Genomic DNA, 13,433 nt, shown 5'->3' with positions numbered 1-13,433 from the left:
GCATGAAGAAAAAGTCATAACCGCCCTGATTCCCCTGCCCGCCGCATCCGGCTATGATGCTCCGAAACCCAAAATAGACGTCCAGACAGAAAGACTGCTATAACAGACCTTCACCGGGATCGTTTCCCTGCTTTTTTGGAGCCTATAATAATGAAAAACCTCAAGACTTCGCTGCTCGCCCTCAGTCTGTTGTCCGCCCTGCCGCTGCAGGCGGCGGAAAACGCCGCCGTACCCGCCGCCATCGCTCAGCATCAGGGGCCGGTGCGCATCGCGGTGATCCGCAACCTCGGATCCGACGACAACACCACGCAATTTTTGGCGGGCGCCATTCAGGAAGGGCGCAAGCTGGGCTTCAAGGTGGATACCTTCCTCAGCAACGGCGACGACGCGCGCTTCCAGGACTTCGTCAATCAGGCTATCAGCCAGAAATATGACGGCATCATTCTCTCGCAGGGGCGAGCCCCCTATTCCACCGAACTGGTCAAGCGCATCGCGGCGGCCGGCATCGCCGTCGCGGCTTTCGATACCGACGTCAGCGGCAGCGTTCCCGGCGTCACCGTCTCGCAGCAGGACGACGCTTCACTGACCAATGCCTCCTTCGGCCAACTGGTGAAGGATTTCAACGGCCAGGCCAATATTGTCAAGCTGTGGGTGGCCGGCTTCCCGCCGATGGAGCGCCGTCAGGCCGCTTACCAGCAGTTGCTGAAACAGCATCCGGGCATTCATGAGCTGGAATCGATCGGCGCGGTCTCATCCGACGTGCAGGGCGATACCGCCAACAAGGTGGGCGCGGTGCTGGCGAAATACCCGAAAGGCAAGATCGACGCCATCTGGGGCACGTGGGACGCCTTTACCCAAGGGGCTTACAAGGCGTTGAAAGAGAACGGCCGCACCGAAATCAAGCTGTACAGCATCGATATCTCCAATCAGGATTTACAGCTGATGCGCGAGGCCGGCAGCCCGTGGCAGGTCAGCGTGGCGGTGGATCCGAAGCTGATCGGCGCGGTCAACCTGCGCCTGGTGGCCAACAAGATCGCCGGGGAAAGCACGCCGGACAACTATCAGTTCAAAGCGGCGGTCATTCCGCAGGCGCTGCTGCTGGCGCAACCGGGGCCGGTCAACGTCGCCGGCCTGGCGAAGATCATCCCCGGCTGGGGCAGCAGCAGCGATTTCGTTCAGCCGTGGTTCGCCACGCTGCAGGCCGAACACGGTAAATAATGCTGTTTTTCACGAGGCTGCCGACGCAGCCTCTGTTTTTTAGATAAATATCGGCAGCCCCCTTCCGTCCCCGCCAAAATGCGCTATGTTATCTGCATCGCCCAATAACTGTATGCATAAACAGGTTTAAAATGAAGGGATTCCCCTCGCTGATCAACGTACTGCTGGCCAGTTCGCTGGTGTTGACCATCGGCCGCGGCGTCACGCTGCCGTTCATCACCATCTACCTCACCGAGCACTTCCAGCTGTTGCCGAAAAGCGTGGGCGTGATCCTGGGCGTCAGCCTCACCCTCGGCATCATCGCCAGCCTGTACGGCGGCTATCTGGTGGACAAATTCAGCAAAAACCGCCTGATCCTGCTGTCGATTTTATTGTTCGCGCTGAGTTTCTTCGCCATTCCCTGGATCCCGCGTCCCGGCGGCGTGATCGTGGTGCTGGCGATCCTGCATACCTGTTATTCGGTGCTGAGCATCACCATTAAGGCCTGTTTCGCCGATTGGCTGCCGGTCGAGCAGCGCATCAAGGCTTTCTCAATCAACTACACGCTGGTCAACGTCGGCTGGGCGATCGGCTCTGCGCTCGGCGTTCTGGTGGCCGGGCTGAGTCCGCTGCTGCCGTTCTACCTGTCAGGCGGCCTGGCGCTGGCGACGGTGACGGCGCTGAGCCTGCGCTTGCGCGGTGGTGAACAGCGCCCGGCGCCAAGCGCCGCCGCACCGGCCGCGCTGGCCAACTTCCGTCAAACGCTGGCCATCTTGCGAAGCGATCGACGGCTGATCTACTTCACCCTCGGCAGCACGCTGGGCGCGGTGGTGTTCGGTCAGTTCACGGGCTATCTGTCGCAGTACCTGATCACCGTCTCCAGCGCCGAGTTCGCCTACAAAATCATCGGGTTGGTGATGATCGTCAACGCCGGTATCGTCATCGCCCTGCAATACCTGCTCAGCCGCGGCATGCGCCAGGAGAATATGCTGCGCTGGCTGGCGCTGGGCACGCTGTTTTTCATCGTCGGGCTGCTCGGTTTTATGGTGGCCGGCCAGGCGGTCTGGCTATGGCTGGCGGCGATGGCGGTGTTTACCTTAGGCGAGATCATCGTTATCCCGGTGGAATACATGTTCATCGACTTTATCGCGCCGCCGCACCTGAAAGGCAGCTACTATGGCGTACAGAACCTCAGCGCATTGGGCGGCGCCATCAACCCGGTGCTGTGCGGGGTCATGCTCAGCTACGCCGCGCCGCCGCTGATGTTCGTGATGCTGATCGTCGCCGCGCTGCTCAGCCTGCTGTTTTTCTTCCTCGGCCATCGTTTGGCGGAACGTTCTGCGGCAACGGCCGAAGACGCGCGCTGACCCTGCCTGCAACTCTCAAAGCAGGATGTCAACCCGCCGATCGCGCATGGCAGGCATAGCGAGAATTCATAGTGCGATCTGTGGCGTGGCTCACAGTTTAATTGTATGATGAATGCGTCAGTTAAACGGGAAAAGACAATGGCCAACGTGCTCACACTGTGCTGGAAATACCTCAGGGCCCTGCTCCTCATCTACCTGTGTCTGTTCGTCGGCAACGCAGTGGCGGCGCTGCTGCCGTTCGCCATTCCCGGCAGCATCATCGGCATGCTCTTGCTGTTCGCGCTGCTCTCCACCCAGATCCTGCCGGCCAAATGGGTTAAACCCGGCTGTCATTTGCTGATCCGCTACATGGTGCTGCTGTTCGTGCCTATCGGCGTCGGCGTGATGAAATATTACGACCAGATCGTCGCGCATCTGGGCCCGCTGGTCATTTCTTGCCTGATCAGCACGCTGATGGTGCTGGTGGTGGTCGGCTATACCTCACACTATTTTCACCGCGAGCGACGCATTGCCGGTAAGCCCGACGACACGGAGGGCAACTCATGATCCATGAAATCTGGTGGTCGCTGCCGCTGACGCTGGCAGTCTATTTCGCCGCGCGCTGGCTGGCGCGCCGGTTGAACATGCCGCTGCTCAATCCGCTGCTGGTGTCCATGGCGGTGATCATCCCGCTGCTGCTGCTCAGCGGTATTTCCTATGAGCGCTACTTCCAGGGCAGCAGGATCCTCAACGATCTGCTGCAGCCGGCGGTCGTCGCGCTGGCCTTCCCGCTGTATGAGCAGTTGCACCAAATCCGCGCGCGCTGGAAGTCGATTATCACAGTGTGCTTCATCGGCAGCCTGACCGCCATGATCAGCGGCGGCGCCATCGCCCTGTGGTTGGGCGCCACGCCGGAAATCGCCGCCTCTATCTTGCCGAAATCGGTCACTACGCCGATCGCGACGGCCGTCGCGGACTCGCTCGGCGGCATTCCGGCGATCAGCGCGGTTTGCGTTATTTTCGTCGGCATCCTCGGCGCCGTGTTCGGCCACACGCTGTTCAACCTGTTGAAAATCACGACGCCCTCGGCGCGTGGCCTGGCGATGGGCACGGCTTCCCACGCGCTGGGCACCGCGCGCTGCGCGGAGATGGACTATCAGGAGGGCGCCTTCGGCTCGCTGGCGCTGGTGATCTGCGGCATCATCACCTCGCTGCTGGCGCCGTTTGTGTTTCCGGTGCTGTTGCATCTGTTCGGTTGATCAGGATGAAACTTGCGATACATCTCGCATTTACGCCTTTTATTGCATTGATTTCATCATTTAAGAGATATTGATCACACTTTAATGTCTCTGGCCTGCCTAGAATGTGATCCCGTTAACCTGTAGAGAGACCTTCCATGCATCCGCGTTTTCACACCGCTTTCAGCGCACTGCCCGCGACACTGCAATCCGCCCTGCAGCCCTATCTGGACGCGCCCGACTTTCCGGCGATGTTCACGGCCGAGCAAGCGGCGGCGATCCGCTCAGGTTGCGGGTTGGACGATGACGCGCTGGCATTCGCGCTGCTGCCGCTGGCGGCGGCCTGCTCGTTAACCCCGATATCGCATTTCCACGTCGGCGCCATCGCGCGCGGGCAAAGCGGCAATCTCTATTTCGGCGCCAATATGGAATTCAGCGGCGCGCCGCTGCAGCAATCCGTACATGCGGAACAAAGCGCAGTGACTCACGCCTGGCTGCGCGGCGAAAAAGCGCTGGCCTCGATCACCGTCAACTATACGCCGTGCGGCCACTGCCGCCAGTTTATGAATGAGCTGAACAGCGGCGGCGCGCTGCAAATCCGTTTGCCTGGCCGCGCGCCGGCCACGCTGGCGGACTATCTGCCGGACGCCTTCGGCCCGAAAGATCTGGATGTCGCTTCACTGCTGATGGACGAGGTCAATCACGGGCATCAACTGCCGCTGAACGATGCGCTGACGCAAGCGGCGCTGGCGGCGGCCAACCGGAGCCACGCGCCGTACAGCAACGCCCACAGCGGCGTGGCGCTGGAAACGGCAGACGGCAATATCTACGCCGGCCGCTATGCGGAAAACGCCGCTTTTAACCCGAGCCTGCCGCCGCTGCAGGCCGCGCTGATCCTGCTGAACCTCTCCGGCGGCGACTGCCGAGCTATCCGTCGCGCCGTCCTGGCCGAGCCGCAGGACGCGAGCATCAGCCAATGGGACGCCACCCGCGTCACCCTGGCGGCGCTGGGTTGCCAAAACGTCAGCCGCGCCGCCTTCTAAGCGCACGACGGCGGGGCCATCCGGTTCCGCCGTTAACAGCACCGCCCGCCAAATACAATGCCCCGACGCCGCCAGAGACACTTTCTTTAGTTAAAAAATCATTTGATTGTCGATAATTACGCCAACCTGGTTCATCATCGGGCAACAAATGCTGTACATCTTCTCTTTATCTTTTAGGATCGTCGGCAATACAGTTATCTGATACGTGAAGAGTAAAACTGATGGAACTAGAATACGAAAGCAAACGCCCGCTCTACATCCCTTACGCCGGCCCGATTCTGCTGGAATTTCCGCTGCTGAACAAAGGCAGCGCTTTCACCGAGGAAGAACGTAGCCACTTCAACCTGCACGGCCTGCTGCCGGAAGCGGTGGAGACCATCGAAGAACAGGTGGAACGCGCCTACCGTCAGTATCAGGATTTCAAGAACGATAACGATAAGCACATCTACCTGCGCAACATCCAGGACACCAACGAAACCCTGTTCTATCGCCTGCTGGACTCGCACCTGAGCGAGATGATGCCAATCATCTACACCCCGACCGTCGGCGAGGCCTGCGAGCACTTCTCCGATATCTACCGCCGCGCGCGCGGGCTGTTCATCTCCTACCCGAACCGCGATCGCATCGATGACATGCTGCAAAACGCCACCAAGCAGAACGTCAAGGTGATCGTGGTGACCGACGGCGAACGCATTCTCGGCCTGGGCGACCAGGGCATCGGCGGCATGGGTATCCCCATCGGCAAGCTGTCGCTGTATACCGCCTGCGGCGGCATCAGCCCGGCCTATACCCTGCCGGTAGTGTTGGACGTCGGCACCAACAACCCGCAGCGCCTCAACGATCCGCTGTACATGGGCTGGCGCCATCCGCGCATCTCCGGCGAGGAATACCACGCCTTCGTCGAAGAGTTTATTCAGGCGGTCAAACGCCGCTGGCCGAACGTGCTGCTGCAGTTCGAAGACTTCGCGCAGAACAACGCCACCCCGCTGCTGAACCGCTACCGCGACGAGATCTGCTGCTTTAACGACGACATCCAGGGCACCGCCGCGGTCACCCTCGGCAGCCTGATCGCCGCCAGCCGCGCCGCCGGCAGCCAGCTGCGCGATCAGACCGTCACCTTCCTCGGCGCCGGTTCCGCCGGCTGCGGCATCGCCGAGCAGATCATCGCGCAGATGAAGTCCGAAGGGTTGAGCGAAGACGAAGCGCGCGCCCGCGTATTCATGGTTGACCGTTTCGGCCTGCTGACCGACAAACTGCCGAACCTGCTCGACTTCCAGAGCAAGCTGGTGCAGAAGAGCGACAACCTGGCCGGTTGGGAAACCGCCAGCGACGCCATCTCGCTGCTGGACGTGGTGCGCAACGCCAAGCCGACCATTCTGATCGGCGTTTCCGGCCAGCCGGGGCTGTTTACCGAAGAGCTGATCCGCGAGATGCACAAGCACTGCGAACGCCCTATCGTGATGCCGCTGTCCAACCCAACCTCGCGCGTGGAAGCCCGTCCGGAAGACATCATCAACTGGACCGACGGCGCCGCCCTGGTCGCGACCGGCAGCCCGTTTGCGCCGGTAAGCTACAAAGAGCAGCTGTACCCGATTGCCCAGTGCAACAACTCCTACATCTTCCCGGGCATCGGTTTGGGCGTGCTGGCCTCCGGCGCCACCCGCGTCACCGACGCCATGCTGATGGCCGCCAGCCGCGCGCTGGCGGATTGTTCGCCGCTGGCGACCGACGGCCACGGCGCGCTGCTGCCGAATATCGACGATATTCAGGGCGTATCGAAGTGCATCGCCATGGAAGTGGGCAAAGCCGCCCAGCTGCAGGGTGTGGCGATCGTCACCTCCGAAGACGCACTGTCGAAAGCCATCGAGCACAACTTCTGGCGGCCGCAGTACCGCAGCTATAAGCGCACCTCGTTCTGATTGACGCGCTGAAATGACCCAGCCCGGTTCCGCCGGGCTTTTTTGTGCGGCAAAACCGCCGAAAAATGCGGCGACGCGCGTGCTTCAGGCGGTTCGCGTCTTGCGTCGGTCGGTCAGGTAAAGTAGCCTTGATCCATCTTTTTCAGCCCGGCGCGCGTAAGGCAACAACATGTGGAAACGCCTGATAATCAGCCTGTTCATCATCATTGCGGTGTTGATGGGCTCGGCTATTGCGCTCGATCGCTGGATCAGCTGGAAAACCGCGCCTTACGTCTACGACGAACTGCAGGAATTGCCACATCGCCAGGTCGGCGTAGTGCTCGGCACCGCCAAGTATTATCGCACCGGCGTGATCAACCAGTACTACCGTTACCGCATTCAGGGAGCGATCAACGCCTATAACAGCGGCAAGGTGAAATACCTGCTGCTGAGCGGCGACAATGCCCAGCAAAGCTATAACGAACCGATGACCATGCGCCGCGATCTGATCGCCGCCGGCGTGGCGCCGAGCGATATCGTGCTGGATTACGCCGGCTTCCGCACCCTGGATTCCATCGTGCGCACCCGCAAGGTGTTCGACACCAACGATTTCATCATCATCACCCAGCGCTTCCACTGCGAGCGCGCGCTGTTTATCGCCCTGCACATGGGCATTCAGGCACAGTGTTACGCGGTGCCGTCGCCAAAGGACATGATGACGGTGCGCGCCCGCGAGATCTTCGCCCGTCTGGGCGCGCTGACCGATCTGTACATCCTCAAGCGCGAGCCGCGCTTCCTCGGCCCGCTGATCCCGATCTCCGCCATGCACACCGTGCCGGAAGACGCCCAGGGTTATCCCGCCGTGTCACCGGAACAGTTGGTGGAGCTGGAGCACAAGCTGAAAGAAGAGAAACAGAAAGCCAAACAGCCCTGACGCGGCAAACGCCCAAAAAAGCCGGAAGAATAGGCCTAATGCCGGTCACTTAAGCCTGACTGGTATTTTTTATCCAGTCTCTTTACGTGACGTGCAGGATGAATTGCCGTAAATCCCCCGAATTTCTCTGTTACTACAATGAACGGCAATTGGAGGGGCCGAAGGCGCGGCCCCTCCACCCGCGCCCTTGCTTAACACCGTCTGTCCGCTGTGCGGAAATTACTCGGCCCACCCTGGGCCTCGCCCCTTCGGGGCCGCTGCAAGCAGCGTTCAAATCTGCTCCCGGCAGATTTGTCCTCGCCGCGTCTGCATTGTCGGGCGGGTCGGCTGCGACAAACGTCCCTGTTAGTCTCGCCTCAACCGGCCTTCCCTGGCCGGTTGCCCCTGACAACGCCGTCTTGCTCGGCAGCCGGTGATGCGCGCCTAAGGTCAACATCCGAGCTGGCAGCTACCGGGCAACCTGTCCCTTATGAGGTTATGACAGAGAAGCGTAATCGGAGATGAGCACGGTATTGGACGCCCTTGAAGACGCCGAACGCAGGCATAGTGCATTAGGAGAAACCGCCATGGACGGCGGTTTCAGGTGAGACAGGCAGGGACGCCTGTCGCAACCGGCCTCAATGCGCTATGGCGGAGAGAGGGCAGTTGGCAAAGCCAACCGTCTGATAGGGCAAAGGCGCGGGTTGCCAGGGGCCGCGCCTTCGGCCCCTGGCTCGGTCGAGGTGCTGGAGCCTCATGATGCACCTCTCATTTATCGACCGAAAACGACTCGAGTACTTCAAAAAAACGCTAACTGACCAGCATTAGGCAATAGGCCGGCCTTGTCGTCTCTGCTGCGGTAGATCTACTTCTTCTTGGCGTATTTCAACGAGTCCAGCGCCACGGCGAAGATGATGATGCTGCCCTTGATGATGTACTGCCAGTACGGGTTGATGCCGATATAGGTCAGGCCGTAGTTGATGACGGTAAAGATGATCACCCCGGTCACCACGCCCCACACCGTACCCACCCCGCCGGCAAACGAGACCCCCCCCACCACGCAGGCGGCGATGGCGTCCAGCTCATACATAAAGCCGAGGTTGTTGGTGGCGCTGCCGATGCGCCCCGCTTCCAGCAAGCCGCCGAAGGCATAGAACACGCCGGACAGCGCATAGATCATGATCAGGTTCAGCGGCACATTGACGCCGGACACTTTGGCCGCTTCCGGGTTGCCGCCGATGGCGAAGATGTTCTTGCCGAAGCGGGTCTTGGTCCACAAGATCCAGACGAAAATGATGGCAATCAGCGCATAGAAGGTGATGTACGACAGCTTGAAGTCGCCGAAGCGCAAGAAGCCTTGGGCAAAGGTGGAGAATTTCGGATCGAAGCCGGCGACCGGCGACGCGCCGACCGAATCGTAATACAGCGAGTTGATGCCGTAGACGATGATCATGGTGCCCAACGTGGTGATGAACGGCGTCACGTTGAGGTAGGCGATAATCAGGCCGTTAACCAGGCCGATCACCGCGCCGACCGCACACACCAGCAGGATAACCACGGGAATCGACCAGGTTTCCATGTGCGGGAACACTTTGTTGACGTTATCCATCGACTGCAGCAGCGTGGCCGCCACCACCGCCGCCAGCCCCACCTGCCGCCCGGCGGACAGGTCGGTGCCCTGGGTCACGATCAGCCCCGCCACGCCCAGCGCGATGATGATGCGCACCGAAGACTGCGTCAGGATATTGCTCAGGTTCATCAGGCTGAGGAAAGTGGGGTCCTGAATGATGATGATGGCCAACAGCACCAGCAACACCACGTAAATGCCGCCTTCCTTGAAATAGGTAAATAAGGTTTTTTTATTTAGCGCGTTCATAATTCGAATCCTTAAAGGTGCAGGGAGGCGAGACGTAAGATTTCATTTTGCGAGGTCTGTTTGGTGTTAACGATGCCCGCAACCTGACCATTGCTCATCACCAAAATACGGTCGGTGATCCCCAAAAGCTCCGGCATTTCGGACGAGACGATAATGATCCCCTTGCCCTTCTTCGCCAGCTCGGTCATCAGCTGATAGATCTCGAACTTGGCGCCCACGTCGATGCCGCGCGTCGGTTCATCCAGCATCAGGATCTCCGGCTGCGTCAGCAGCCAACGGCCGATGATCACCTTTTGCTGATTGCCGCCGGACAGCGAGCCGATATGGGTGTGATGCCCCGGCGTTTTCACCCGCATGGCGTCGATCACCCACTGGGTGTCACTCTTCATCCGCGCGTTGTCCAGCAGGCCGAGCTTGTTTTTATAATTGCGGATGTTGGAGATCAGCGAGTTGAAACCCACGTCGAGGTAGGCGTAAATCCCGGTGGATCGCCGCTCTTCGGTCACCAGCGCGAAACCGTGGTTAATCGCTTCGTTGGCGCTGTGGTTGTCGATCGCCTTGCCGTGCAGCTTGATAGTGCCCGCCACCTTCTCGCGAATGCCGAACAGCGTCTCGACGATGTCGGTGCGCTTGGCGCCCACCAGCCCGGCGATGCCGAGGATCTCGCCCTGGTGCAGATCGAAGGACACATCGCGGATCGAAGGCTGGCGCAGCGACGTCAGGTTCTTCACCTCGAGGATCACCTCACCCGGCGTGTTCTGCCTGTCGGGGAAACGCTGGCTCAGCGAGCGGCCGACCATCATGGCGATGATCTTGTCCATATCCAGCCCTTCCAGCGGCTGGGTGGCGATCCACTGGCCGTCGCGCAGCACCGTTATCTCGTCACACAGCTGGAAGATCTCTTCCATCTTGTGCGAGATATAGACGATGCCGCAGCCGCGCTCTTTCAGCTTGCGGATGATGGTGAACAGGTGATTGACCTCTTTCTCCGTCAACGAAGAGGTCGGTTCGTCCATGATGACGATCTTGGCGTCATAGGAAAACGCTTTGGCGATCTCGATCATCTGCATCTGCGACACCGACAGGTTGCCCACCTTTTCGCGCGGGTTGATGTCGATATCCAGCTCGTCGAAGATCGCCTGAGTGTCTTTGAACATCTTGTCCTGATCGACGAACAGGCCTTTGGTCGGGTAGCGTCCCAGCCACATGTTGTCCATCACGGTGCGCTGCAGCACCAGGTTCAGCTCCTGATGCACCATGGAAACGCCGTGCTCCAGCGCTTCCTTCGAGCTCTTGAAGTCGATTTCCCGGCCCTGAAATACAATGCTGCCGCTGTCTTTTTTGTAAATGCCGAACAGGCATTTCAACAACGTCGATTTCCCCGCGCCGTTCTCCCCCATCAGGGCGTGAATGGAGTGCGGACGGACGCGTAAATTGACATTGTCCAAGGCTTTGACGCCGGGAAATGACTTACAAATATCCGTCATTTCCAGCAAAAATTCGCGTGAGCTATCGGCCATAAATACACCTGGCTTAACGATCTTGCAGTCGTAAACATCCCCGCCGGCGGTATCCCTGGTGTTGGCGCCGCAGGCGGGGTCTTAGCGGGATCTCAATTCTTATTTAATGAACTGAGACAGGTTGTCTTTATCTACGCCGACGTAAGGGATACGCACGACTTTATTTTCGATTTTATATTGGGTGCCTTCGGTGGCCGGTTTGCCCGCCGCCAGGTTTTTCGCCAGCTCGAAGGTGGCCTTCGCCTGATTGTCGGCGTCGTTCAGCACCGTGCCCGCCATCGCGCCGGATTTCACCAGCGCCAGCGCTTCAGGCAGCGCATCCACGCCGAACACCGGAATACTGGTCTTGTTGTGCGCTTTCAGCGCTTCCACCGCGCCCATCGCCATGGCGTCGTTGTTGGCGATCACCACTTCGATCTTGTTGGCGTTCGGGCCGGAGAGCCAGGCGTCCATCTTGTCTTTCGCCTGCGCGGTATCCCACATCGCGGTATCCAACTGCAGCTGTTGGGTCTTGATGCCTTTCTCGTTCAGCGTTTTCACCACGTAGGTGGTGCGCGCTTCGGCATCCGGGTGGCCCGGCTCGCCCTTCAGCAGCACGAATTGGATCTGGCCGTCTTTGTTCAGATCCCAGGCCGGATTGGCTTTCCAGTGTTTGGCGATCAGTTCGCCCTGGATCACGCCGGACTCTTTGGAATCGGTGCCGACGTAATACGCCTTGTCATAGCTGTCCAGCGCTTTGCGGGAAGGTTCTTTGTTGTAGAACACCACCGGGATATCGTTTGCGCGCGCCTTATCGATAACCACCGGCGCCGCGGCCGGGTCGACCAGGTTGATCGCCAGCGCTTTCACGCCCTTGGCCAGCAGCACGTCGATCTGATCGTTCTGTTTGGACTGGTCGTTCTGCGAGTCATTCATCAACAGGGTAACGTCCGGTGACGCCTTGGCGTCTTTCTCGATCGCTTTGCGCACCACCGACATGAAGTTGTCGTCGTATTTGTAAATCGTGACGCCAATACGGGTATCAGCATGGGCTGCGGCGCCAAACATCATGGCAGCGGCCATGGCGGCCAGGGTGAAAACCTTCTTATTCATTGTCAATCTCCGGTTCTGTGTAGGGTATTACTCGTCTTTGAGCCAATGGTCACCGGCAGTGCGCGCACCCCAGGCCAGGCGATTTCCACTCAACACCTGTCGTCCGTGGATCTTGTTATTTCCGAGAAATGCTGTGTCAGCGCGAGATAAACGGTTACAGCGGCAAGGGCCTTTGCGCCTGAAAACGCCTAGAGCATAGACGGCGTGATGTTAATATTCTGTGAATTTTCTCACAGATTGAAAACGGTTACACAAGATTAAATCGTCAGAGAGTGACCGTCGCCTCACTTTGCCAGGGGGCGACAGAATGGCGCCGCACCAGCGTCGGCATGAACAGATGGCTCGCCTGCGGCTCCGCCAGGCCTGCTGCGCCCTGTAATGCCAGCTCGGTCGCCAACGTGGCCATCGAAACGATCGGGTAACGCACCGTGGTGAGTTTGGGGCTGGTGTAGCGCGCGATGGGAATGTCGTCGAAGCCGATCAGCGAAAAATGCTGCGGCACCGTGATACCGTTTTCTTTCAGCACCGCCATGGCGCCGGCGGCCATGGCGTCGTTGTAGGCAAACACCGCGCTCAGCTGTAAGTTGCGCCCCAGCAGCTCGACCATCGCCGCCTCGCCGCCCTGCAGATCCGGCGAACCGTACGCGCGCCAGCTGTCGGGCGTCGCCAGCCCGGCGGCGGCCATCGCCTGCGCATAGCCTTGCTGACGCAGCGGCCCGTCTTCGATCGGGTGATTGGAGCCCAGATAACCGATGCGCCGATGGCCCTGCGAGAGCAGAAGACGCATCGCCATGTCAGCGCCACTGACGTTGTCCAGCCCAACGCAGCGCGGCTCATAGCCGTGGATAATCCGATTGATCAGCACCATGCCCGGCACCTGCTCCAGAAAGCCGATCAGTTCGGCGTCGCTCAGGGCTTTGGCGTGAACAATCAGGGCGTTACAGCGCTGACGGATCAGCACTTCGATCGCATGGCGCTCTTTGTCCGCCTGATGATAACTGTTGCCGATCAGCAGATACTTGTGGTGTTTCTGCGCCACCGTGTCTACCGCTTTCACCAGCGCGCCGAAGAATGGATCGGACACGTCCATCACCACCACGCCCAGCGTATCGCTGCTTTGGGTCGCCAGCGCCTGTGCATTGGCGTTGGGGCGGTAGCCCAGTTCCGCCACCGCCTGCAGCACCTGTTCGCGCGTCTCTTTGCTGGTCAGCGCGCTGTGATTGAGCACGCGAGACACGGTCGCCACGGAGACGCCGGCGCGTTTCGCCACGTCGCGAATAGTGATCGGATGAACTGGAGGCATGCGGGAT

At 59.8% G+C, this 13,433-nt stretch carries 11 protein-coding genes; 7 read left to right on the top strand and 4 right to left on the bottom strand.

Features of this window, described 5'->3' with window-relative positions:
• Positions 1 to 150: 150 nt before the first annotated feature.
• The 7 genes from ACJ8IP_RS13235 (at position 151) to sanA (ending at position 7,656) form a co-directional block, all read left to right on the top strand.
• Positions 151 to 1,218, top strand: a complete 1,068-nt coding sequence (locus ACJ8IP_RS13235) for a sugar ABC transporter substrate-binding protein (RefSeq protein ID WP_442524420.1) — start codon at positions 151 to 153, stop codon at positions 1,216 to 1,218.
• A 131-nt stretch (positions 1,219 to 1,349) separates the two neighbouring features.
• Entirely contained in the window at positions 1,350 to 2,564 is a 1,215-nt protein-coding gene (locus ACJ8IP_RS13230; RefSeq protein ID WP_033650599.1) for an MFS transporter, read from the top strand.
• Positions 2,565 to 2,702: 138 nt separating this feature from the next.
• Complete coding sequence (locus tag ACJ8IP_RS13225; protein WP_033642448.1) at positions 2,703 to 3,110, top strand: CidA/LrgA family protein; 408 nt, start codon at positions 2,703 to 2,705, stop codon at positions 3,108 to 3,110.
• Positions 3,107 to 3,802: a CidB/LrgB family autolysis modulator gene (locus ACJ8IP_RS13220; protein WP_442524419.1), complete on the top strand. Its 696-nt coding sequence runs from the start codon at positions 3,107 to 3,109 to the stop codon at positions 3,800 to 3,802. The genes ACJ8IP_RS13225 and ACJ8IP_RS13220 overlap by 4 nt, the downstream gene beginning before the upstream one ends.
• A 137-nt stretch (positions 3,803 to 3,939) precedes the next feature.
• Complete coding sequence (cdd, locus tag ACJ8IP_RS13215; RefSeq protein ID WP_442524418.1) at positions 3,940 to 4,824, top strand: cytidine deaminase; 885 nt, start codon at positions 3,940 to 3,942, stop codon at positions 4,822 to 4,824.
• Positions 4,825 to 5,045: 221 nt separating this feature from the next.
• A complete protein-coding gene (locus ACJ8IP_RS13210) occupies positions 5,046 to 6,743 on the top strand; it encodes an NAD-dependent malic enzyme (protein ID WP_004938945.1) in 1,698 nt (565 codons plus the stop codon).
• A 169-nt stretch (positions 6,744 to 6,912) separates the two neighbouring features.
• On the top strand, positions 6,913 to 7,656 hold the full coding sequence (gene sanA, locus ACJ8IP_RS13205) for an outer membrane permeability protein SanA (RefSeq protein WP_004938948.1): 744 nt from the start codon (positions 6,913 to 6,915) through the stop codon (positions 7,654 to 7,656).
• A gap of 844 nt (positions 7,657 to 8,500) precedes the next feature.
• Here the strand turns inward: sanA and mglC are convergent.
• The 4 genes from mglC to galS form a co-directional block, all read right to left on the bottom strand.
• Positions 8,501 to 9,511, bottom strand: a complete 1,011-nt coding sequence (mglC, locus tag ACJ8IP_RS13200) for a galactose/methyl galactoside ABC transporter permease MglC (protein WP_033642445.1) — start codon at positions 9,509 to 9,511, stop codon at positions 8,501 to 8,503.
• 11 nt (positions 9,512 to 9,522) lie between these two features.
• Entirely contained in the window at positions 9,523 to 11,031 is a 1,509-nt protein-coding gene (mglA, locus tag ACJ8IP_RS13195) for a galactose/methyl galactoside ABC transporter ATP-binding protein MglA (protein WP_004938959.1), read from the bottom strand.
• A gap of 99 nt (positions 11,032 to 11,130) precedes the next feature.
• Positions 11,131 to 12,123 (bottom strand): galactose/glucose ABC transporter substrate-binding protein MglB, encoded by a 993-nt coding sequence (mglB, locus tag ACJ8IP_RS13190; RefSeq protein ID WP_033650594.1) that lies wholly within the window; start codon positions 12,121 to 12,123, stop codon positions 11,131 to 11,133.
• 265 nt (positions 12,124 to 12,388) lie between these two features.
• Positions 12,389 to 13,426, bottom strand: coding sequence for an HTH-type transcriptional regulator GalS (gene galS / locus ACJ8IP_RS13185; protein ID WP_442524417.1), 1,038 nt, complete (start codon positions 13,424 to 13,426; stop codon positions 12,389 to 12,391).
• Positions 13,427 to 13,433 lie beyond the last annotated feature (7 nt).

Origin of the sequence: Serratia sp. CY52157 (assembly GCF_052168495.1) — a bacterium.
In the GTDB taxonomy this organism is placed as follows: domain Bacteria; phylum Pseudomonadota; class Gammaproteobacteria; order Enterobacterales; family Enterobacteriaceae; genus Serratia; species Serratia ureilytica.
This window is presented reverse-complemented; position numbering and strand designations above follow the sequence as displayed.